Annotated in this window: 15 protein-coding genes; 8 read left to right on the forward strand and 7 right to left on the reverse strand. The window is 48.0% G+C overall.

Features of this window, described 5'->3' with window-relative positions; genetic code table 11:
* The first annotated feature begins 16 nt into the window (after positions 1 to 16).
* On the forward strand, positions 17 to 1,318 hold the full coding sequence (locus tag AC1RRX_RS15125; protein WP_007407816.1) for a pyrimidine-nucleoside phosphorylase: 1,302 nt from the start codon (positions 17 to 19) through the stop codon (positions 1,316 to 1,318).
* A gap of 39 nt (positions 1,319 to 1,357) precedes the next feature.
* Here the strand turns inward: AC1RRX_RS15125 and AC1RRX_RS15130 are convergent, their stop codons facing one another.
* The 6 genes from AC1RRX_RS15130 to hutP form a co-directional block, all read right to left on the reverse strand.
* Positions 1,358 to 2,776 carry an amino acid permease gene (locus AC1RRX_RS15130; RefSeq protein ID WP_029972976.1) on the reverse strand — a complete coding sequence of 473 codons (1,419 nt, stop codon included), beginning with the start codon at positions 2,774 to 2,776 and terminating at the stop codon, positions 1,358 to 1,360.
* Between the two features lie 70 nt (positions 2,777 to 2,846).
* On the reverse strand, positions 2,847 to 3,797 hold the full coding sequence (gene hutG / locus AC1RRX_RS15135) for a formimidoylglutamase (RefSeq protein ID WP_017418560.1): 951 nt from the start codon (positions 3,795 to 3,797) through the stop codon (positions 2,847 to 2,849).
* Entirely contained in the window at positions 3,790 to 5,055 is a 1,266-nt protein-coding gene (hutI, locus tag AC1RRX_RS15140; protein ID WP_108725230.1) for an imidazolonepropionase, read from the reverse strand. The genes hutG and hutI overlap by 8 nt, the downstream gene beginning before the upstream one ends.
* A 1-nt stretch (position 5,056) precedes the next feature.
* Positions 5,057 to 6,721 carry a urocanate hydratase gene (gene hutU / locus AC1RRX_RS15145; protein WP_012118819.1) on the reverse strand — a complete coding sequence of 555 codons (1,665 nt, stop codon included), beginning with the start codon at positions 6,719 to 6,721 and terminating at the stop codon, positions 5,057 to 5,059.
* On the reverse strand, positions 6,718 to 8,256 hold the full coding sequence (gene hutH, locus AC1RRX_RS15150; protein ID WP_007407811.1) for a histidine ammonia-lyase: 1,539 nt from the start codon (positions 8,254 to 8,256) through the stop codon (positions 6,718 to 6,720). The genes hutU and hutH overlap by 4 nt, the downstream gene beginning before the upstream one ends.
* Positions 8,257 to 8,368: 112 nt before the next feature.
* A complete protein-coding gene (hutP, locus tag AC1RRX_RS15155) occupies positions 8,369 to 8,815 on the reverse strand; it encodes a histidine utilization transcription antiterminator HutP (protein WP_007407810.1) in 447 nt (148 codons plus the stop codon).
* Between the two features lie 241 nt (positions 8,816 to 9,056).
* Here hutP and abnB point away from each other — a divergent pair, with 241 nt between their 5' ends.
* Together abnB and AC1RRX_RS15165 are read left to right on the forward strand one after the other, a co-directional pair.
* Positions 9,057 to 10,463, forward strand: coding sequence for an arabinan endo-1,5-alpha-L-arabinosidase AbnB (gene abnB, locus AC1RRX_RS15160; protein ID WP_144464754.1), 1,407 nt, complete (start codon positions 9,057 to 9,059; stop codon positions 10,461 to 10,463).
* Positions 10,464 to 10,642: 179 nt separating this feature from the next.
* The gene (locus AC1RRX_RS15165) at positions 10,643 to 11,032 is read left to right on the forward strand and encodes a (deoxy)nucleoside triphosphate pyrophosphohydrolase (RefSeq protein ID WP_032869321.1); all 390 of its coding nucleotides are present in this window, start codon (positions 10,643 to 10,645) and stop codon (positions 11,030 to 11,032) included.
* Here the strand turns inward: AC1RRX_RS15165 and AC1RRX_RS15170 are convergent.
* A complete protein-coding gene (locus AC1RRX_RS15170; protein ID WP_144464756.1) occupies positions 11,021 to 14,152 on the reverse strand; it encodes a DUF3427 domain-containing protein in 3,132 nt (1,043 codons plus the stop codon). The two genes, AC1RRX_RS15165 and AC1RRX_RS15170, sit on opposite strands and share 12 nt — an antisense overlap.
* 649 nt (positions 14,153 to 14,801) lie before the next feature.
* Between AC1RRX_RS15170 and AC1RRX_RS15175 the strand changes: the two genes are divergently transcribed.
* The 5 genes from AC1RRX_RS15175 (at position 14,802) to AC1RRX_RS15195 (ending at position 20,846) form a co-directional block, all read left to right on the forward strand.
* Positions 14,802 to 16,637: a beta-glucoside-specific PTS transporter subunit IIABC gene (locus AC1RRX_RS15175; RefSeq protein ID WP_144464758.1), complete on the forward strand. Its 1,836-nt coding sequence runs from the start codon at positions 14,802 to 14,804 to the stop codon at positions 16,635 to 16,637.
* 18 nt (positions 16,638 to 16,655) lie between these two features.
* A complete protein-coding gene (gene bglH / locus AC1RRX_RS15180; protein WP_144464760.1) occupies positions 16,656 to 18,053 on the forward strand; it encodes an aryl-phospho-beta-d-glucosidase in 1,398 nt (465 codons plus the stop codon).
* A gap of 81 nt (positions 18,054 to 18,134) precedes the next feature.
* Positions 18,135 to 18,581 carry a universal stress protein gene (locus tag AC1RRX_RS15185; protein WP_007407802.1) on the forward strand — a complete coding sequence of 149 codons (447 nt, stop codon included), beginning with the start codon at positions 18,135 to 18,137 and terminating at the stop codon, positions 18,579 to 18,581.
* A gap of 147 nt (positions 18,582 to 18,728) precedes the next feature.
* Entirely contained in the window at positions 18,729 to 19,640 is a 912-nt protein-coding gene (locus AC1RRX_RS15190; RefSeq protein WP_144464762.1) for a DMT family transporter, read from the forward strand.
* A gap of 141 nt (positions 19,641 to 19,781) precedes the next feature.
* A complete protein-coding gene (locus AC1RRX_RS15195; RefSeq protein WP_032867891.1) occupies positions 19,782 to 20,846 on the forward strand; it encodes a polysaccharide lyase family 1 protein in 1,065 nt (354 codons plus the stop codon).
* Positions 20,847 to 20,980 lie beyond the last annotated feature (134 nt).

Here is a 20,980-nt window from a genome sequence, read left to right on the forward strand (position 1 = left end):
GGACAGGTGATAGATCATGAGAATGGTAGATCTTATTGTAAAAAAACAAAATGGAAAAGAACTGACAACAGAAGAAATTCAATTTTTCGTAAAAGGATATACGGACGGAAGTATCCCTGATTATCAGGCAAGCGCGCTGGCTATGGCGATTTACTTTCAGGATATGACAGATCAGGAGCGCGCCGATCTGACAATGGCGATGGTGAATTCAGGGGAAACGATTGATCTTTCCGCCATTGAAGGCATTAAGGTCGACAAGCACTCTACGGGCGGGGTCGGCGACACGACAACTCTCGTACTCGCACCGCTCGTCGCGGCGCTCGGCGTTCCCGTCGCTAAAATGTCCGGCCGCGGTCTTGGCCATACGGGGGGAACCATTGATAAGCTGGAAGCGATCGAAGGCTTCCACGTGGAATTGTCAAAAGATGAATTCATCAAGCTTGTGAACCGCGACAAGGTAGCCGTCATCGGACAAAGCGGCAACTTGACGCCTGCCGATAAAAAGCTTTATGCGCTGCGTGATGTAACGGGTACGGTGAACTCCATCCCGCTGATCGCAAGCTCAATTATGAGTAAAAAAATCGCCGCCGGAGCAGATGCCATCGTGCTTGACGTCAAAACGGGAGCCGGCGCGTTTATGAAAACGGATGAAGACGCCGTGAACCTCGCCAAAGCAATGGTCCGCATCGGAAACAACGTCGGCCGCCAGACGATGGCCGTGATTTCTGACATGTCGCAGCCGCTCGGTTTTGCGATCGGGAATGCTCTGGAAGTACAAGAAGCCATTGATACATTAAGAGGGGAAGGGCCTGAAGACTTAAACGAACTCGTCCTCACGCTCGGCAGCCAAATGGTCGTATTGGCGAAAAAAGCTGAGACATTGGAAGAAGCGAGAACAAAGCTTCAGGAAGTCATGAAAAACGGCAAAGCGCTTGAAAAGTTCAAAGAGTTCCTGAGCAATCAGGGAGGAGACGCTTCTGTCGTTGACGATCCGTCCAAACTTCCGCAGGCGGCGTACAAAATTGACGTTCCGGCAAAAGAAGCGGGTGTCGTTTCAGAAATCGTCGCTGACGAAATCGGCGTCGCAGCGATGCTGTTGGGCGCGGGACGTGCGACAAAAGAGGACGAAATCGATCTTGCCGTCGGCATTATGCTCCGCAAAAAAGTCGGTGACAACGTCGAAAAAGGCGAACCGCTCGTCACCCTTTACGCCAACCGCGAAAACGTTGAAGACGTGACCGCCAAAGTCTATGACAACATCCGCATCTCAGAAAAAGCGGAAGCGCCGAAACTGATTCATACGCTGATTACGGAATAAGAGAAGAAAGGCACATACCTCATCAGTATGTGCCTTTTTTTATGGCATGGTTTTATCCAAATGAATGACACGGACGGATTGTTTCGGCTGTTTCTTTCTCAAAAAACGAATGAGATAGCACAGGATCATACAAGGAATTCCGCAGAAGAGGGCGATTCTTTGATTAGGATCAAATGCAAGGCCTACGCATGAAGCGAAACATAAGATCACAGCGGCGATCGGAACGAGAGGGTATAACGGTGTGCGGAAGGTCAGATCCGAGACGCGTCCGCCGTTTTTCACATAATGTTTTCGAAATAACAGCTGAGACAGGGCGATGCTCATCCACACCACGACGCCGGCAAATCCGGCTATTGCCACGAGCACCACGTAGACCGTGCCCGGGGCGGCGATGCTTGAGATCAAGGATATGCAGGAAACGGCCATGCTGGCGAGCAGAGCATTCAGCGGAATGCCTTTTGGTGTGACTTTTTTGAACCGGGCGCTGATCATGTTTTCATTCGCAAGAGACCACAGCATCCGGGTGGAAGCATACAGTCCGGAGTTGGCGACCGAAAGCAAAGCCGTTAAAATCACGAAGTTCATGATATCTGCGGCGTATGGGATACCGATTTGGGAAAAGACCGCGACAAACGGGCTTTCAATCACACCAGCTTCCTTCCAGGAGATCAGTCCGGACAGCACAAAAATGGCGCCGATAAAAAAGATGACCGTTCTCCAGGCGACATTTCGGATCGAACGCGGAATATCTTTTGCCGGATTGGCGGTTTCACCCGCTGTAATTCCGATCAGCTCCGTCCCTGAAAAGGCAAAGCTTACGGAAATCATTGCAATGAAAACCGCAAGAAAGCCGTTCGGAAACAGTCCGCCGTGCGAGGTGAAATTCGACAGCATCGGAGCTTCACCCGAACCGTGCAATGAAATCAAACCGAACATCGCGGCGCCGCCTAAGATGATAAATAAAAGGATGGTAACGATTTTGACGCTGGAAAACCAAAACTCTGTTTCTGCAAACAATTTAACGGAGAATGCATTGGCGGCAAAAAGGAGAGCCGCGAAAATCGCGCTCCACATCCAGACGCTACTGTGGGGAAACCAGCGCTGCATGAGGATACCGGAAGCTGTAAACTCCGATCCTACCGTCACCACCCAATTCACCCAATACATGATACCGACCATAAAGCCCGTGGACGGCCCGATAAACGTTGTCGCATACGTTTGAAATGAACCGGTCACAGGCATGGCTACTGACAATTCTCCGAGACACTGCATGACAAGATACATCATCAAGCCGCCGATCAGGTAAGCGGCGATCGTCCCGCCCGGCCCGGCCTGGCTCAATGTATACCCTGTGCTCAAAAACAGCCCCGTGCCGATGACCCCTCCCAATGAAATCATAAATAAGTGCCTGCTTTTCATCGTGCGCTTTAGTTGATTGCCGCCTTGATCAACATCCATCGTGATCTCCCCCTTTTTGCGTGGCGTGAGAATCTTCCGGCAGCCGAGAGCACGCGTGCCGGATTTGACTTTAACGTGACAATTTAAATCCCTTTAATGCATGTAAAATGACGTGTGCGGCTGCCCGGCTTGTCATATCGCGAAAATCAAGTGTCGGATCAACCTCAACGATCTCAATACCCGAGATGTCAGCCTCCTGGGCTAAAAACCTGACCGCCTGAAGCAGTTCCTCGGTATACAGACCTCCGGGGCCGATCGCGGGGCAGCCGGGCGCATGAGCTTGATCCAGCACATCCATATCAACCGAAATAAAAATGGCGTCAGCTCTTTTTTGAACGGCCGGCAAGACCTCTTGTATCGTTCGGAGGAGCCCTTTCTCACGGATCATCTCCATTGTATGCACGTCTGCCTGACGTTCTTTTACATATTGTTCATATGCCAAGCTGTTGCTGAACTCCCTGATTCCAAGCTGAATCAGATTTTGTCCGCTTATGATATTTTCATCTAACAGCCGGCGGAATGGCGTGCCGTTTGTCGGTCCTCCGTCTTCTGTGTTGCGGACGTCGTGGTGGGCGTCGAATTGAAAGACGGCCGTTGTTCCTTTCGTTTCCGCAATGGCTTTAATGGTGGAATAACTGATGGAGTTGTCGCCGCCGAGAATGACGGGCACCCAGTCAGGCTGGTCCGTCAGAATGTCATGAATGGTCCGATAAATGTGTTCGTGAGATGTGACGACATCCGTGACGTGAATTTGAATATCACCGATATCGTAAAGATGGTCAATGACATGCTCCCGCAGCTCCGCGGAATAAGCGGAAATCCCGCCAAGCGCCCGGCGGATCGCACCGGGTGCAAAGCAGGCGCCGGAATGGCTGATTGACGACTTAGAAAGCGGAACGCCGATCAAAGCCGGCCCCTTGATCGTTTGTCCCGCCCACGCTTCCGTCACATCGCCGATCCTTGTCACATGGCGGTCGTTGAAGAGGGAGCCGGCTTTTTGCAGAAACGGATACTTATCCAAGAGCGGCTCCCTCCCTTGAGACAACCGTCTTTCCATTCTTGATGACACGGCGGACATGATTGACGCCGTAATGATACGGGATATACATGTAATTCGGCGCTTCCCAAATGACAATGTCAGCCGCCCGTCCGGCTTTAATTTGTCCGGCCTCTTCGCCTTTTCCGATCGCATACGCGGCATTAACGGTGACAGCGTGCCAGATTTCTTCCGCGGTCATTTTTAAATGAAGCGCGGCAATCGACATAATGAGCTGGAGATTTTCCGTCGGTGAGCTGCCCGGGTTGAAGTCAGTCGCCAAACTGACCCGTACGCCCGCATCAATCATCTCCCGGGCTCTCGCATAAGTGTGTTTGCCGAGATAGAAAGTCGTGCCCGGCAGCAGGACGGCGATCGTTCCGGACGCCGCTAGCTTTTCGATGCCTTCGTCAGACGCCCCCACCAAATGATCGGCAGAAACAGCATGCAGCTCTGCCGCCAATTCCGCGCCGCCGAGCGGGTCAATCTCATCAGCATGGATTTTCAGGCCGAAACCAGCTTCAGACGCCTTTTTCAGGTAGTCCCGTGACTGGCTGACGGTAAAGACGCCTGTTTCTGTGAATATATCGGCAAATTGCGCGAGGCCTTTTTCTTTTATTTCAGGCAAAAGCTGCAGCATGCGATTCAGAAATTCGTCAGGGCTGTTCCGGTACTCAGGCGGAATGGCGTGTGCCCCCATAAAAGTTGTGACAAGGTCGACCGGCTGGCGTTCGCCCAGTTTCTTCGCCGCGGTCAGCTGTTTCAGTTCCGTGTCTTTGTCGAGTCCGTACCCGCTTTTTACTTCTGCCGTCGTGATGCCGTATAACAGCATGCGTCCGAGGTGAAAAAGCCCTTTTTCAATCAGTTCTTCTTCGGAAGCGGCTTTCGTGTCTTTGACCGTTGACAAAATACCGCCGCCTTGCGCCAAAATATCCAAATAGGACATGCCCTGAATTTTTAAATTCAGTTCTTTTTCCCGGGACCCTCCGAATACAAGATGGGTATGGGGATCGACGAGGCCGGGGGTGACGAGCCGTCCCCCGCAGTCGATGATGTCTCTTGCCTCGTATCCTTCCTCCGCTCCTTGATGTCCGGCAAAAACAATGCGCCCGTCGTGAATGCCGATGACGGCATCTTCCGTGACATGAAGATCCTGCATGCTTCCGCCTGATCGGGGGCCGCCGGATTCCATCGTCAGCAGCTGGCCGATGTTGGTGAGTATGGTATCTATTTGTTTCGGCATGTTACCGCTCCTTTTTCATCGGTATCATAATGTCTTGTTCCTCGGCGACTTGAGCCGCTTTTTCATAACCTGCGTCCGCATGGCGGATGATGCCCATTCCCGGATCGCTTGTCAGAACGCGGGAAAGCCGCTGTTCCGCAAGGATGCTGCCGTCAGCGACCGCGACCATTCCCGCGTGAAGGGAATACCCCATGCCGACGCCCCCGCCGTGGTGAAAAGAAACCCAGCTTGCGCCTGAGGCCGTGTTGATCAGCGCGTTCAGCACCGCCCAATCGCCGACCGCGTCGCTTCCGTCTTTCATCGCTTCTGTTTCCCGATTCGGAGAGGCGACAGATCCGCAGTCTAAATGGTCTCTTCCGATGACGATCGGGGCTTTCAGCTCGCCGTTTCTGACCAATTCATTGATGGCGAGCCCCATCTTTTCCCGTTCACCGTAGCCGAGCCAGCAAATACGGGACGGCAGGCCTTGGAATGTGACTTTTTTCTGTGCCATGTCAATCCAGCGGTGAAGGGCTTGATTTTCTGGAAACAGCTCTTTTAATAAAGCGTCCGTGCGGTATATATCTTCAGGGTCTCCCGACAGCGCGGCCCAGCGGAACGGCCCTTTTCCTTCACAAAATAAAGGCCGGATGTAGGCGGGAACGAATCCCGGAAAATCAAAAGCATCGGCGAGACCCTCATCTTTGGCAGCCTGGCGGATATTGTTGCCGTAATCAAAGACGACGGCACCTTTTTTCTTGAAGGCGAGCATGGCTTCCACATGCTTTTTCATACTCTGCTTGGAAAGCCTTACGTATAATTCAGGCTGATCCCGGCGCAGGCGGTCGGCCTCTTCAAGTGAGTATCCTGCCGGAATATAGCCGATCAGCGGGTCGTGAGCGGAAGTCTGATCGGTCACGATGTCAATATGGACCCCGCGGTTCAAAAGCTCATGATGCACCTCAGCCGCATTGCCGAGAAGGCCGATCGATAAAGGCTCTCCGGCTTGTCTGGCTGCTTCGGCCCAGCGCAGCGCTTCGTCAATTGATGCTGTTTTACGGTCGCAATAGTTTGTTTCAATGCGTTTATCAATCCGTGTTTCATCCGCTTCAACGGCGATGACGACGCCATCATTCATTGTGACGGACAGCGGCTGGGCGCCTCCCATTCCGCCAAGTCCGGCCGTCAGCGTAAGGGTTCCTTTCAGACTGCCGCCGAAATGCTGTCTCGCAAGCTCCGCAAAGGTTTCATAGGTGCCTTGCAAAATACCTTGTGAGCCGATATAAATCCAGCTGCCAGCCGTCATCTGCCCGTACATCATCAGCCCTTTTTTCTCAAGGTCATGGAAATGCTCCCAATCCGCCCATTTCGGCACGAGAACCGAATTAGCCAGCAGGACGCGGGGCGCGCGGCTGTGCGTGCGGAACAATCCGACAGGTTTTCCGGATTGGATCAGCAGTGTTTCATCATCTTTTAACATTTTGAGGGAACGCTCAATCGCGTGAAAAGCATCCCAGTTTCGTGCGGCCTTGCCTATGCCGCCGTATACGATCAAATCCTCCGGCTTTTCGGCAACCTCCGGGTCAAGGTTGTTTCGGAGCATGCGGAGCACGGCTTCCTGCTCCCATCCTAAGCATTCAAGTTCGGTGCCGCGGCCGGCGCGGATTGATTTCTTTACATCAGTCATCTTGTAAGTCCCCCTTCATTGGTCATCAGTTTTTGGTGATGCTCATTCGGCAGAAAAGACTCCTTCTTCAGCCAGTCACTCAGATGCTCGATGTCATAAGAAAACACGCGGTCTTCTTGTATGGACGGCACGATGTTTCTCATTTCGTGATAGAGCTGTTTTGTGTACGAGGCGCAATGTTCCGCACCCCGGTACTCCACGGCCTGCAGCGCGCAAATGGCTTCAACGGCAAGCACCCGTCTCGTATTCGCAATGATCTGGTAGGCGTGCCTTGAGGCGATGGTTCCCATGCTGACGTGATCCTCCTGGTTTGCCGATGAAGGAATGGAATCGACACTGGCGGGATGGGCCAGGGTTTTATTTTCTGACACGAGGGAGGCCGCCGCATATTGCATGATCATCGCTCCGGATTGTAAGCCGGGCTGCGGGCTCAGAAAGGGCGGCAGGTCATTCAGCTGCGGATTCACAAGCCGTTCGATCCGGCGTTCAGAAATATTCGCAAGCTCGGCCGCCGCCACTTTGAGAAAATCCATGGCAAAGGCGATCGGCTGTCCGTGAAAGTTTCCGCCTGAGATGATTTTGGCGCCGTCTTCGAAAATGAGCGGGTTATCTGTCGCGGCATTCATCTCAATTTCTAATTTTTCTTTTACATAGGCTAATGTCTGCCATGATGCGCCGTGGACTTGAGGAATACAGCGGATCGAATAGGCGTCCTGGACACGCAGCTCCCCTTGGACGGTCGTCAGCTTGCTGTCTGACAAGTAATAGCGGATTCGCTCTGCGACATCCATCTGTTCCTGATAACCGCGGGCGGCATGAATGTCCTCGTCAAACGCATCGATAATGCCCTGAAGGCCTTCGATCGTTAAGCTCGCAATCCGTTCCGACTGATAGGCCAGCTTTTCGGCTTCGAGGTAAGCGATCAGCCCCATCGCGGTCATGGCCTGCGTTCCGTTGATCAGCGCGAGTCCTTCCTTAGAGGTCAGGACGGCCGGCTGAAGGGTTGTCTGTTCTAAAGCATGAGCTGTCGGCATCCGGGCCCCTTCGTAAAAGACTTCGCCTTGACCGATAAGCGCCAGTGCGAGATGAGAAAGCGGCGCCAAATCCCCGCTCGCCCCCAGTGACCCTTGCTGCGGGATGACCGGGTGAATGCGATGATTGAGATACGCGAGCAGTTGATCAATCAGCTCAGTCCGCACGCCGGAAAAGCCTTTCAGCAGGGCATTGGCGCGCAAAAGCAGCATGGCCCGCGATACAGATTCCGGAAACGGATCACCGACGCCGCACGCGTGAGAAAGAATCAGATTCAGCTGCAGATCCGCGGCGTCTTCTTTTTGAATCAGCACATCGCTGAACTTGCCGAATCCCGTCGTAATCCCGTAAATGGTCTTCTCCTCTTGAACGATCCGTTCAACCGCCGCCCTGCTTTTTTTCACACGTTCCATGCTTTCGGCAGATGCTTGAACCTCTTCAAAATCAAACAGCACACGCTGGGCATCTGCGGTTGTCAGTGAGGAACCGTCTAACGTCACCATCATTTCAACCCCTTTTCCTTTACTTTGATAAAGCGCCCATACAAAAAGGAGCTATGCCATGAAAATGATATTTCACGCATAGCCCCCTATCATCTGAAATCTATGGGCTGATTCATATGTGATTAATTCCGACTCCGAATGTTTCGTGCTCAAGCCCCTTAATCGGAGCTCCGATCGTGCCGTAAAGTGAAACGGCGATCCAATCGCCTTCCGCCTCGCTTTCATACGGATTTCCCCGCAAGACGGCAAACTTCAGGCCCACGGTACGAAGCAGCGAGCCAAGCAGCATTTCGCCCCTCGTCACTCCGTGCAAAGCTTCCATTGTAGCGTGATACAGCGCATGTGATTCGCGATAACCCTCAGATTGAATGACGCCGCTCTTTTTGGAAGCGGTTTCAATTGCAGCTACCACCTTATGCGCATCCATTGAACCCACCCTGCCGAGACAGACTTTCCAGCCGTCCCGTTCCAGCCGTCTGATCTGCTGGTTTTCTTCAGTCTCATGAAGCAGAAGAAGGACGGATAAGCGCCCGATGCGGCGGTCTTTGTGTAAGGTCATATATGCTTCACTCAATTCTTAAATATTCTGATAACTAGTAACTGTTTTTTATATTAAGTGTTTGCGAATCAGAAGTCAAAACTTTTTTTCCAGTCTTTCACAAATCAGATTGTTATCGAAGTAAAGCGGTACATCGCGAAGCCGGCGCTGTTGATCACATATTTCCGCCATCCGCATCATAAAATGGAGCGTTGTCTTGAAAGCGTTTTAAGAAAAGAAGAGAGCGAGGAGATTTCAGAAAATGAAAACCAGTTTCTTTCGTGTGTGCCTGGTCTCAGCAGCGGTCATCGGATTCACTCTGCCGCAGGCAAAAGCCCAGCATCCGGTTTTTTCAGAGGTCAGCGTGCATGATCCGTCCGTCATTAAAACAGGCGATACATATTATGTATTCGGCTCACATTTGGCTTCCGCCAAGTCGAAAAACCTGATGCAGTGGCAGCAGATGTCTTCAAGCGTCAATCCCAATAATCCCCTGATCCCGAACGTCTACACCGAATTAAAAGAGACATTCGACTGGGCCCAGTCTGATACGCTGTGGGCGCCGGACGTCGCCCAGCTGTCTGACGGGAAATATTACATGTACTATAACGCCTGTAAAGGAGACTCGCCGCGATCCGCTCTCGGTGTCGCCGTGAGTGACAAAATCGAAGGACCCTACAAAAACAAAGGTATCTTTTTGAAATCGGGCATGGAAGGAAAAAGCGAAGACGGCACGACGTATAATGCAAACGTTCACCCGAACGTCGTAGACCCGCAAACGTTTTTTGACCATAAAGGCAAGCTCTGGATGGTGTACGGCTCTTACTCCGGCGGGATTTTCATACTGGAAATGAATCCGAAAACCGGTTTCCCGCTCCCGAACCAAGGCTACGGAAAAAAACTGCTCGGCGGAAATCACAGCAGAATCGAAGGCCCGTACATCAGCTACAATCCGGAAACGAAATATTACTATCTGTATCTGTCATTCGGCGGACTTGACGCAGCCGGCGGTTATCATATGCGTGTGGCGCGCTCTAAAAATCCGGACGGTCCGTACTATGACGCCGCAGGCCATAACATGCTTGATGCCAAAGGAAAAGACGGCAGTTTCTTCGACGACAAAGCAATTGAACCGTACGGGGTCAAACTCATGGGCGGCTACAGCTTCGCCTCACAATCTGAAAAAGGCACGGGCTACGTATCGCCGGGACACAACTCCGTGTTTTACGACGGGAAAACGAAACGATCATACCTCATTTTCCACACCCGTTTCCCGAACAGAGGCGAAGAGCACGAAGTCAGAGTACATCGGCTGTACATGAACAAAGACGGATGGCCCGTTGCAGCGCCATACCGCTACGCGGGAGAACCGGATACACACATATCGGCATCCGCCGCATCCGGAACCTACAAACTCATCCAGCACGGAAAAGACATCACAGCTACGATCAAAAACCCAAAAAACATCCAGCTTAACAACGACGGCACCATTTCCGGGGAAATGACCGGAACCTGGACAAAAACGGACAGCAGCAAAGCCCGAATCAACCTGAACGGCACAAATTATGACGGCGTCTTCCTGAAAGAATGGGACTCAGCGAGAGAGAAAGAAGTTGTGACGTTTAGTGTGCTGAGCGGTGATGGGGAGGCTGTTTGGGGAGTGAAGTAAATTAGCACCTACTCCATTTTGGAGGGTGCTTTTTTCTTGCTAATTAGGAGAATGACCTTCTATTGCTTTTAATAAACCATTTGAATTATGATGGATTCAACCTCTATCGTTTACAGTGAACAGTATAAAATTGAAAAATTTGAATACATACCTAAGAAAAAACGAAAGGAAGTTTAATTTTGAAAGAAACAATAAAAGTAGCCGCCGCAGTCATACAAAATGAAAACAATGAAATTCTATGTGCTCTACGTTCTCCAACAATGTCTCTGCCTAATCTGTGGGAGTTTCCTGGTGGAAAGCTTGAAGAAGGGGAGAATGCACGAGAAGCACTTGTAAGAGAAATTGAAGAGGAACTTGACTGTAAAATTGTTGCGGGCGATGTAATAGCCGATATTCATCATGAATATGAGAAGGTCATCGTCAATTTAATTTCAATAAAAGCGAAGATTGTATCAGGGGAGCCGGTAGCAAAAGAGCATGCGGAATTCAGATGGGTGCCTATACGTGAGCTAGAATCACTAGAGTGGGCACCCGCTGATCTTCCGACCGTATCTGCCTTAATTCGTTAAATCCACATACAAGTTTTCTGGGACAGGCTGATGGAGCTTCCATTTGACATTCATTGGCTTGTCTCCGTGGCTTGATACGTAATCCGCTTCTCCTACATAAATAAATGGTAAAGTGATGTTGTGCATTTCAGTGAATTTCCTCACAAATAAATGAATATGGTATCCTTTTTCCTTATGGTGAATAAAGTTTTGCCCTACGCTTGATGTATGTGAGGTTTGGTTTTGACTTTGCCAGTGAAAATGGCTAGGATCAATAAAATAATCTTTATATAGCAAATGATCTTCTACTTTTTCTGACTTATTCAAATTGATAAAGATTAAATAGTGATTTTTAACTCTACGTACACCCTCTCGCCAAGTCCCTTCCTGATCAGTTGACTGAAAAAGATAAATGAGTTCATTTCTTGTATAGGTTTGATACATTGTAAGCTTAATCTCTTTTGAAGCAAGAGCTTCTATATTGTTCATACGTCTAAATTCAATCAGTCCATAGTGGACGCGTTCTTTAATATACGGTCCGAATAATGGATCGTTTAATATCTCGCTCACTTCTGGATCTAACTTGAATGTATCACCTTGTAATGTACCAAAGCGCCAATTCTGTTTTTGATCTGATTTCGTTAAACGCTCCATTGCTCGCTGAATGAGGTCATCATGTGTATCTGTTGTGATTTGAATATGAAACTGTTTTTCTAACGATTCTTTTACATCTTCTATTGTGATGATATTTTTGTGAAAACCGCTCTGTAAAATTAACCATTCATAAGGCCATTTAATAGGTAATTGCTGTTCTAATTTTGCTACTATCCCTACAACCAAGGGGTTATTGAGAATTCCTTCATCTGTAACATTCAAATCGTCCATTTTCTTTTTGGTCTGTACCCACGATTTGTATTTCTTTATAAAAAAGGTAAGCCCAGGTGCCTGTTCAGAGTATAGAAAATCAATTAATTCTGGAGAGCGTCCTAGCTCTTGTTTAAATTGCTTGTATAACGTTTTCAGCATGGCATCTGAATTTAGTTTAATATGATCGATCTTATTTAAAATTTCTTTCTTCGTTACGGCTGAAAGGTCAACATAAGATCCCCCAGGTAAATCTGAAAACTCATGCGTCACGGCCACTCGGAGGGAATCTTTATCAAACGATTTTTGGCTTGTTTGTCCAGATAGTGCGAGTGGAATAACGAATGACTTTTGGTAGTTTCCGATAAAATCCAGTATCGTTACAAACTCTTTGTCGTCAGTTTTTCTAAGTCCCCGTCCTAATTGCTGAATGAAAATCGTTGGTGATTCTGTTGGTCTAAGGAACAATAGTAGATTGAGTTTTGGAATATCTATTCCTTCGTTGAAAATATCTACTGTAAATATAAGTTCTAAACTGTGGTGCGGGTCCTCCAAATGACGAATGATCTCTTGTCTTTTTGCAGGAGAATCATTTCCTGTTAAGTAAGTTGTATAAAATCCCAATTTATTAAATTCATCACTCATGTATATTGCGTGTTCGACGTTTGTACAGAAACCTAAGCCAACCATTTTCTCGCCGTGGAATCCATACATGTTGATCATCTTAATGATATATTCTACTCGTTTATGAGTTTTTAAATGATCTACTAGCGATTTCTCTTCGTACAGTCCATTTTTCACTTTTACTTTTTCGTAATCTACAGTATGATCTGAAATTCCAAAATAGTGAAATGGTGCAAGTAGCTCTGCCTTTAGAGCATCGCGGAGTCTAATTTCATAAACAACATTATGATCACAAATCTGAAGCACATCTTTACCGTCAAGACGCTCTGGTGTTGCAGTTAAACCTAATAAAAACTTTGGTGTAAAGTAGTTTAATACAGCTTGATAGGTAGATGCTTCTGCATGGTGGAATTCATCAATCACAATGTAGTCAAATTCATCTGTTGAAAAGGATTCCAATGTTTCTTTTTTATGTAGCGTTTGTACAGTGCTAAATAAAAAACGCTTATCTCTTTCTTTTTTCGTTCCAGTCAATAAACCAAAATCTTCATGATTATTGGTGACTTTCTGGAATGTTTCGATTGCTTTTGTAAGTAACTCTTCCCGGTGGGCAAGAAAAAGATATTTATTTGGTTTAAATTGCTCAAAATCAAATGCTGCTAAAAATGTTTTTCCGGTTCCAGTGGCGGCGATGATGACTGCTTTTGTCTCCCCTTCGTTTCTTGTTTTTTTAAGGTTTCGTAACGCTTCCTTTTGCATGGCATTCGGGGACATTTTCGTTTTGTAAAGAGAGTTTTGAGCAGCAAAGGAAGCACTTACCTTTTGGCTTCCTGCTTGGAATTCCTCATAGGCTTGTAAAAATTGTTCGTCAACAGGCTGTGTCTTTTCATTCCAAACAGTGTCAAACAAATCTTTTGTTTGTTGATAAACGGGGAGATATCTGGTTTCAGGTAGTCTAACATTTAACTCATACCCGGTCGTAAGTGCAGCTTGTGATAGATTTGAAGATCCTACAATGACACTATGCTGTCCAGAACAGCGTTCAAATAAGTATGCTTTCGTATGGAAAGATTTTTTATATTCATTTACAATTTTCAACTCAACATTTTCAAATTGAAGAAGATGTCTTAACGCTTTCGGTTCTGTAATACCCATATAGGTAGATGTAATGATGCGTACAGGGACATGTCTTTTAGCAAGCTCCTGAAGCGGAGGGATCAAAAGCTGAACACCAGACCATCTTGTAAAACTAACCATAAAGTCTACCCGATCCGCCGTTAACATCTCGTGTTTTAATGCTTTGAAAAAGTTATCATGAGTTTGATGATTTCCTAGCAGTTTCAGACGATGTAGAGAAAATTCCTCTGAAATAGGAAGTTCCATTTCGTTTAAACTATAAAGCACTGTGGAAAGTGGTAATGAAAAATTCGTATGTTGTCCAAGCTGAGAGGCAACTTTCTCGCTCAGTTGAATCGCTTGTTCATATTGATCTTGATCCACAAGTGTTTGAAATGTCTCGCTCAGTTGTTTTGCCGTATGTAAAGTCAAAACCTCTGCATATTCTTTAGGGCTAACCGGTTGAATGCGATGTGATGTTGGATAAAGTTTTTGTTGTTGCTGAATTTCCTCATGGAAGCCTCTATGATTTCTCATCATAATCTCCTTTTTTATATCAATAATTCCATTTTATCACTACTCTTACCAATAGGTAATACTAAAAAAGAAGAGAATAAAGTCCTATTTATTAAGCGTTTAAAAAATAACGCTGAGGTAGTTTGGTGGAGTATGGAGTATTCTTACATTGAAAATGGGGTTACTGTTGAGGTAATGGGCTTGAATTGACTGCATGATCTAGTATTTGCTCTTATCAACTGGAAGCAGGTACTACTTTAACCGTTGTGGACAAACTAGAGAAGTGTGAAATTAAAGTAGAGAAGAGGAATTAGGGCGCAATTTAACTTAAAACTACTTTATCAGAGGTACTTAACATGAGGGTTCTTTTAGTTAATATAGTAGTTTATATATTTAATTAGTACATCTTTTGAAATGTAAGCGTTGACACCCAATAAATCCAGTGCTAAAGTATACATATCAACCCAATATCATTCACCTAGGATTGTTACTGCAAACCGCAGGCAAAACCTAAATTGCGTCAGACAGGGGAAGACCCCCGTGTGCTGTGCAGTTTAGGTTTTTTTTATACCCTTTTTTCGGAGGTGATGCTGATTTCATAACAAAAAAAGCCGGAGAAAGGCGGGCACCTTTCGTCCGGCGGTTCCCCCATTTTTAAGGAGGTATACTCATGGACTATCATAAAATATCAAAAGAGATTTTACAACTTGTCGGCGGGGAGGAGAATGTTCAGAGTGTCATTCATTGCATGACGCGGCTTCGTTTTAATCTGTATGACAATGCGAAAGCAGATCGGAGCGGGCTGGAACAGACGGAAGGCGTGATGGGGACAAATATCAGTGGCGGGCAATTTCAGATCATTATCGGCAATCATGTGCCGAAGGTGTATCAGGCTTTAATGGAGAACAGCGGGCTCAACGATGAAAGCGCAAACAAAACTTCAAAGCAGAAGAAAAATGTGCTGAGCGCCGTGTTTGATGTGATTTCCGGCGTGTTTACACCGATTCTGCCGGCCATTGCCGGAGCCGGCATGATAAAAGGGCTTGTCGCGCTAGCGGTGACATTCGGCTGGATGTCGGAGAAGAGCGAGACTCACAGCATTCTCACGGCTGTCGGTGACGGTGCGTTTTATTTTCTGCCGCTTTTGCTTGCGGTAAGCGCGGCGAGAAAATTCAGATGTAATCCGTACGTGGCGGCCGCTGTGGCGGGTGCGATTCTGCATCCGGATTTAACGGCCCTGCTTGGAGCAGGGAAAAGCATCTCCTTTATCGGTCTTCCTGTAACCGCTGCCACGTATTCATCGACAGTTATCCCAATTTTGCTGGCGATATGGCTGATGTCCTATGTAGAGAAAGGAATTGACCGAATCACGCCTTCATCTTTGAAATTGATTGCCGTTCCGATGCTTACGCTTGTGATCGTCGTGCCTGTCACCTTGATCACAGTCGGCCCGCTCGGCGCGATTCTCGGGAATTACCTGTCTGTCGGCGTTAATGATTTGTTCAATCATGCGGGCATTGCCGCGATGATTCTGCTTGCAGGCACATTTTCGCTCATCATTATGACGGGGATGCATTATGCGCTTGTGCCGATCATGATCAATAACATCGCCCAAAACGGACATGATTACATTCTGCCTGCGATGTTTTTGGCGAATATGGGGCAGGCCGGCGCGTCATTTGCGGTTTTCTTAAAATCCAAAAACAAAACCTTCAAATCGCTGGCGTTTACGACGGGCATTACGGCATTGATGGGCATTACCGAACCCGCGATGTACGGCGTTAACATGAGATTGAAAAAACCGTTCGCGGCAGCATTAATCGGCGGCGCGGCAGGCGGAGCTTTTTACGGTGTAACGGGCGTCGCTTCTTACATTGTCGGCGGAAACGCCGGTCTGCCGAGCATTCCGGTCTTTATCGGGCCGACATTTCTTTACGCGCTGATCGGGCTTTTTATCTCATTTGCGGCGGGTATGGCGGCGGCACTGCTGATCGGGTTTGAGGATGTACAGTCCGAACGGGACAAAGCGTCTGAAGCGCCGGGGGTGACGGCAGGCGGAGAAATCATTCACAGCCCGATTAAAGGCGAAGTGAAAGCATTAAGCGAAGTGAACGACAGCGTCTTTTCCGGCGGAATGATGGGAAAAGGTTTTGCGATTCTGCCTGAAGAGGGCGCGGCGGTTTCTCCCGTAGAAGGGAGGGTGACAGCCGTATTTAAAACCAAGCACGCCATCGGCATTACGAGCACCCGGGGAGCCGAGGTTCTCATTCATATCGGGATTGATACCGTCCGGCTGGATGGCAGGCATTTTGAGATGCACGTCAAAGAAGGCGATGCCGTCGCACCGGGAGATCTGCTGATTACTTTTGATATCGACGAGATAAAGGCTGCCGGTTTTGACGTGATCACGCCGGTCATCATTACGAATACGGATCAATATTCATTTACAGACGTGAAAAAAAGCGGAATGGTCAAACCGAACGAAGCGCTTCTGGCGTTATCCTGAAAAAGAGGTGGAGAAAACATGAAGAGATTTCCGGAAGGTTTTTTATGGGGCGGCGCAACGGCTGCCAATCAGATTGAAGGAGCTTATAAAGAAGGCGGCAAAGGACTTTCTACGGCGGATGTCTCCCCGGACGGCATTATGTCTCCGTTTCATGAGACGGACGATGCGCTGAATTTGTATCACGACGCGATTGATTTTTATCACCGCTATCAAGAGGATATCGCCCTGTTTGCGGAGATGGGCTTTAAAGCGTTCCGCACCTCCATTGCGTGGACGAGAATCTTTCCGAACGGCGATGAAACAGGACCGAATGAAGAAGGGCTGCAATTTTACGATCGTTTGTTTGACGAATTGAGAAAACATCAGATCGAACCGGTCGTCACGATTTCTCACTATGAGATGCCGCTCGGTCTTGTGAAAAACTACGGCGGCTGGAGAAACCGCCGTACGGTCGATTTCTATGAGCGGTACGCCCGCACGGTTTTCACCCGTTATAAAGACAAGGTGAAATATTGGATGACCTTCAATGAGATCAACGTCGTTCTTCACGCTCCGTTTACAGGCGGCGGTCTTATATTCCGGGAAGGCGAAAATAAACAAAACACGATGTACCAAGCGGCCCACCATCAATTTGTGGCGAGCGCGCTGGCGGTAAAAGCCGGTCATGAGATCATTCCGGATTCACAGATCGGCTGCATGATCGCCGCGACGACGACGTATCCGATGACGCCGAAGCCGGAGGATGTATATGCGGCTTTGCAAAAAGAGCGGAGCACGCTGTTCTTTTCTGATGTGCAGGCAAGGGGCAGCTACCCGGGCTACATGAAGCGCTTCTTTAAAGAAAACGGAATTACGATCGAGATGAATGAAGGGGACGAGGCGCTCCTGAAAGAACATACGGTGGATTACATCGGCTTCAGCTACTACATGTCGATGACGGCCAGCACGGCGCCTGAGGATCTGGCGCAATCTAAGGGAAATCTTCTCGGCGGCGTGAAAAACCCGTACCTGAAATCTTCCGAATGGGGCTGGCAGATTGATCCGAAGGGCTTGCGCATCACCTTAAACACGCTGTACGACCGTTATCAGAAACCGCTCTTCATCGTCGAAAACGGACTCGGCGCGGTTGATCAGCCGGAGGAGGACGGAACCATTCAGGATGACTACCGCATCAATTATCTGCGTGATCATTTAATAGAGGCAAGAGAGGCGATTGAAGACGGCGTCGACCTGATCGGCTACACGTCGTGGGGGCCGATTGACCTCGTCAGCGCCTCAACGGCAGAAATGAAAAAACGCTACGGCTATATCTATGTCGACCGCGGCAATGACGGAAAAGGCACGTTTGAAAGAAAGAAAAAGAAAAGTTTTTATTGGTATAAAGACGTCATCGCCACAAACGGAGAAAGTCTGTAAGCGCAATGTTCCGGAGAAAGCCGGCAAAATTGACATTCAGCAAAGAGAGGAGGACAATAAAAGCAGAAAGGCGGGATTCATATGTTTAAAAAAATTCTTGCAGCAGTAGACGGTTCAGACATGAGCAATAAAGCCCTGGACGCAGCGATCCATCTGGCGAAAGAACAGCAGGCTGAACTCACCATTCTCTATGCGGGACGTGAAGCCGTTGTCTCCACATCAGCTTTAACCGGGATTGTCTATGTTCCGGAAAACTTCATTGAAGACATCAAACATGAAGTCGAGCAAAAAGGAGCAGCCATTCTGGAAGATGCCAAGCAGAAAGCGGCAGAAAGCGGAGTAAACGCGGAAAGCCTGTACGTCCAAGGCGAACCTGCGCATCAAATTTTAAACATAGCGAAAGAACAGCATTTCAATCTGATTGTCGTCGGAAGCCGCGGAATCAGCGGATTTAAAGAAATGATGCTCGGAAGCGTGAGCCATAAGGTCTCACAATTGTCTCCTTGTCCTGTACTGATCGTTCATTAAACAGAAGGCCCTGCTGATGCAGGGCTTTTTTCATGAGAAAAGACCGCCGGCTTTTAAAAAACAGGGTGAAATCTTCCTCTGAATCAAGTAAAATGGCTGTTAGTATTTGTCTGAATAAACAGTCAATGATATGGGGGAAGCAAATCAATGCAAGCTGAACAAACATCAAATGCCGTCATCAAAATGGTCATTTCCATGGTCATTTTCGGATCAATCGGCTTTTTCTCAGAACATACGAATGTGCCTTCAATTGAACTGGTCTTTGTGAGATGTCTGTGCGCCTCATTGTTTCTGGGCGTTTGCTGGTTTGGTTCCGGACGGTACCGCACCGAACAATGGAACCGGCGGGAGGTGCTGCAGACAATGGCCTGCGGATTTTTTCTCGTGCTGAACTGGGTGTTTTTATTTAAATCGTTTGAGGAGACATCAGTGACGATAGCGATTTCCGTTTATCATCTGGCTCCGGTTCTCGTCCTTCTTCTGGGGAGCCTTATATACCGGGAGAAACTGCATATTGTGTCGGTCAGTTCCATCGTGATTTGTTTTCTGGGCACCGCCCTGATTTCCGGCATCAACGGAAATACATCATTTTCTCAGCTGATGGGATCGGGTATTATTTGGGCCGTGCTGGCCGCCCTTTTTTATGCTTTTACGACACTGGCCGGGAAAGGCATCAACAGCCTCAGCCCATACGCCGTCACCTGTTTGCAGACCGGATTGGGCGTTATCATTCTTCTTCCGTTCGTCCGTTTCGGCGCTTTTTCTGATTTGTCGCATGTGAACTGGATCATGATTGTGTCGACCGGTATCATTCATACGGGAATTGTGTATTTGCTTTTTTTTGACAGCTTGCGGTTTTTATCCACCCGGTTTATTTCAATCATCGTATTTCTTGATCCGGCGGTGGCGATTGTGCTTGACACCGTATTTACGGGATTTCGCCCTGACCTTTATCAATCTTTGGGGATTGTATTGATTTTTGCGGGAATGGGGCTGTCCCTGATTCGAAAGCAAAAAGCCGTGCCTTCGGAAGCTCAGGCAGACAGCACCCGTATATAGGCGGCCGTATCGGCTGCTTTTTTTGTTTTGGGGCTTTTCAGCCATAACGAAAAAGCAGACAAACAGATCATGGAAAAAGAGGATAGTAATTGTATAATACTTCTTGTGTTTACAATTTAAGAAATTAAAGGAGTGAAGGGCATGATAAAAAAGACGCGTCATCTCGCTTTCTTGGCTGCATTCGGATTTGCGCTTTGTCTGGCCATCGTATGTTCCGCATCAAAGCAGGCAGAAGCGGCAGCGGCTTATCCGGATGTGATGCAGGGACTTACCGGATTCGCGGGCAATGCGAAGGATCATAACGGTAAAGCAAAATCCGCCGTATCGGGAGGCCAGGGCGGCCCCGTCGTCTACGTCAGCAATCTCAATGATTTGAAAAACAATGCGGGCGGAACGGATCGCAAAACCATCGTCATCACAAGTGATATTTCTTCCCCGGGTAAAGCCGTCGTGACAGTCGGCGCCAATAAAACCATCGTCGGCTCTTATACCAGCCACAGGCTGACCAACATCTATCTGACCACCGGCTCCGGCTCAAACAATGTGATTTTCAAAAATCTCATTATCAGCCATAGTGCCGCCATTACAGGCAACAACGACATTCCGATGTACATAGCGAACGGACAGAATTACTGGATTGACCACGTGTGGTTTGAAGGACACAGCTACAATCCGAACAGCCACAGTGATTTGGGAAAGCTTCTGTATGTCGGCGCCAAAGCGGATTTTGTGACGCTGTCTAACTCTAAATTCACAGACCATCTGTACGGCCTGATTCTCGGTTATCCGAATGATGATAACGAAGGACGCAATTATATCGGCTATCCGCATATGACGATCACCAACAACTATTTTAATAACGTCTATGTGCGTTCACCGGGCCTGATGAGATACGGCTATTTTCACGCGAAAAACAACTATGTGACCAATTTCAATTTAGGATTCACCATTCATACAAACGCGACTGTTTTCTCAGAAGCCAACTACTTCGGTAACGGAAATGAAAAAGGCGGAATGATAGACGACTACGGGACGGCCCAATTCACCGACACCGGTTCATTCCCGTCGCTCAAAGCCCCGAAATCACCGCGCACCGGCTGGAATCCGAGATCAAATTACAGCTATGGCACCCTTTCAGCCCAGGACGCCAAAAACTTCGCCCAATCCTACGCGGGAGCGCAAAATACAAATCTCCGCTATCCATAATACGAAAAACCGCCGGCAGCCGGCGGTTTTTTTATATGAATAAAAGGTTCAAAATCCCTATAATCCTTAAAATAACCTTAAATACCTAGGAAAATATTGATAAACAATTTCAATAATATTACTATTGTTAAGCC

This window comes from Bacillus sp. GW821-FHT11D08 (assembly GCF_058808515.1).

Excerpts from the sequence above, each read along its gene's own strand:
- bglH (WP_144464760.1), top strand. The coding sequence starts at position 16,656 with ATGAAGAGATTTCCGGAAGGTTTTTTATGGGGCGGCGCAACGGCTGCC.
- AC1RRX_RS15170 (WP_144464756.1), bottom strand. The coding sequence starts at position 14,152 with ATGAGAAATCATAGAGGCTTCCATGAGGAAATTCAGCAACAACAAAAA.
- AC1RRX_RS15125 (WP_007407816.1), top strand. The coding sequence starts at position 17 with ATGAGAATGGTAGATCTTATTGTAAAAAAACAAAATGGAAAAGAACTG.
- AC1RRX_RS15175 (WP_144464758.1), top strand. The coding sequence starts at position 14,802 with ATGGACTATCATAAAATATCAAAAGAGATTTTACAACTTGTCGGCGGG.
- hutI (WP_108725230.1), bottom strand. The coding sequence starts at position 5,055 with ATGCCGAAACAAATAGATACCATACTCACCAACATCGGCCAGCTGCTG.
- hutP (WP_007407810.1), bottom strand. The coding sequence starts at position 8,815 with ATGACCTTACACAAAGACCGCCGCATCGGGCGCTTATCCGTCCTTCTT.
- hutU (WP_012118819.1), bottom strand. The coding sequence starts at position 6,721 with ATGACTGATGTAAAGAAATCAATCCGCGCCGGCCGCGGCACCGAACTT.
- AC1RRX_RS15185 (WP_007407802.1), top strand. The coding sequence starts at position 18,135 with ATGTTTAAAAAAATTCTTGCAGCAGTAGACGGTTCAGACATGAGCAAT.
- AC1RRX_RS15195 (WP_032867891.1), top strand. The coding sequence starts at position 19,782 with ATGATAAAAAAGACGCGTCATCTCGCTTTCTTGGCTGCATTCGGATTT.
- AC1RRX_RS15130 (WP_029972976.1), bottom strand. The coding sequence starts at position 2,776 with ATGGATGTTGATCAAGGCGGCAATCAACTAAAGCGCACGATGAAAAGC.
- AC1RRX_RS15190 (WP_144464762.1), top strand. The coding sequence starts at position 18,729 with ATGCAAGCTGAACAAACATCAAATGCCGTCATCAAAATGGTCATTTCC.
- hutH (WP_007407811.1), bottom strand. The coding sequence starts at position 8,256 with ATGGTGACGTTAGACGGTTCCTCACTGACAACCGCAGATGCCCAGCGT.
- abnB (WP_144464754.1), top strand. The coding sequence starts at position 9,057 with ATGAAAACCAGTTTCTTTCGTGTGTGCCTGGTCTCAGCAGCGGTCATC.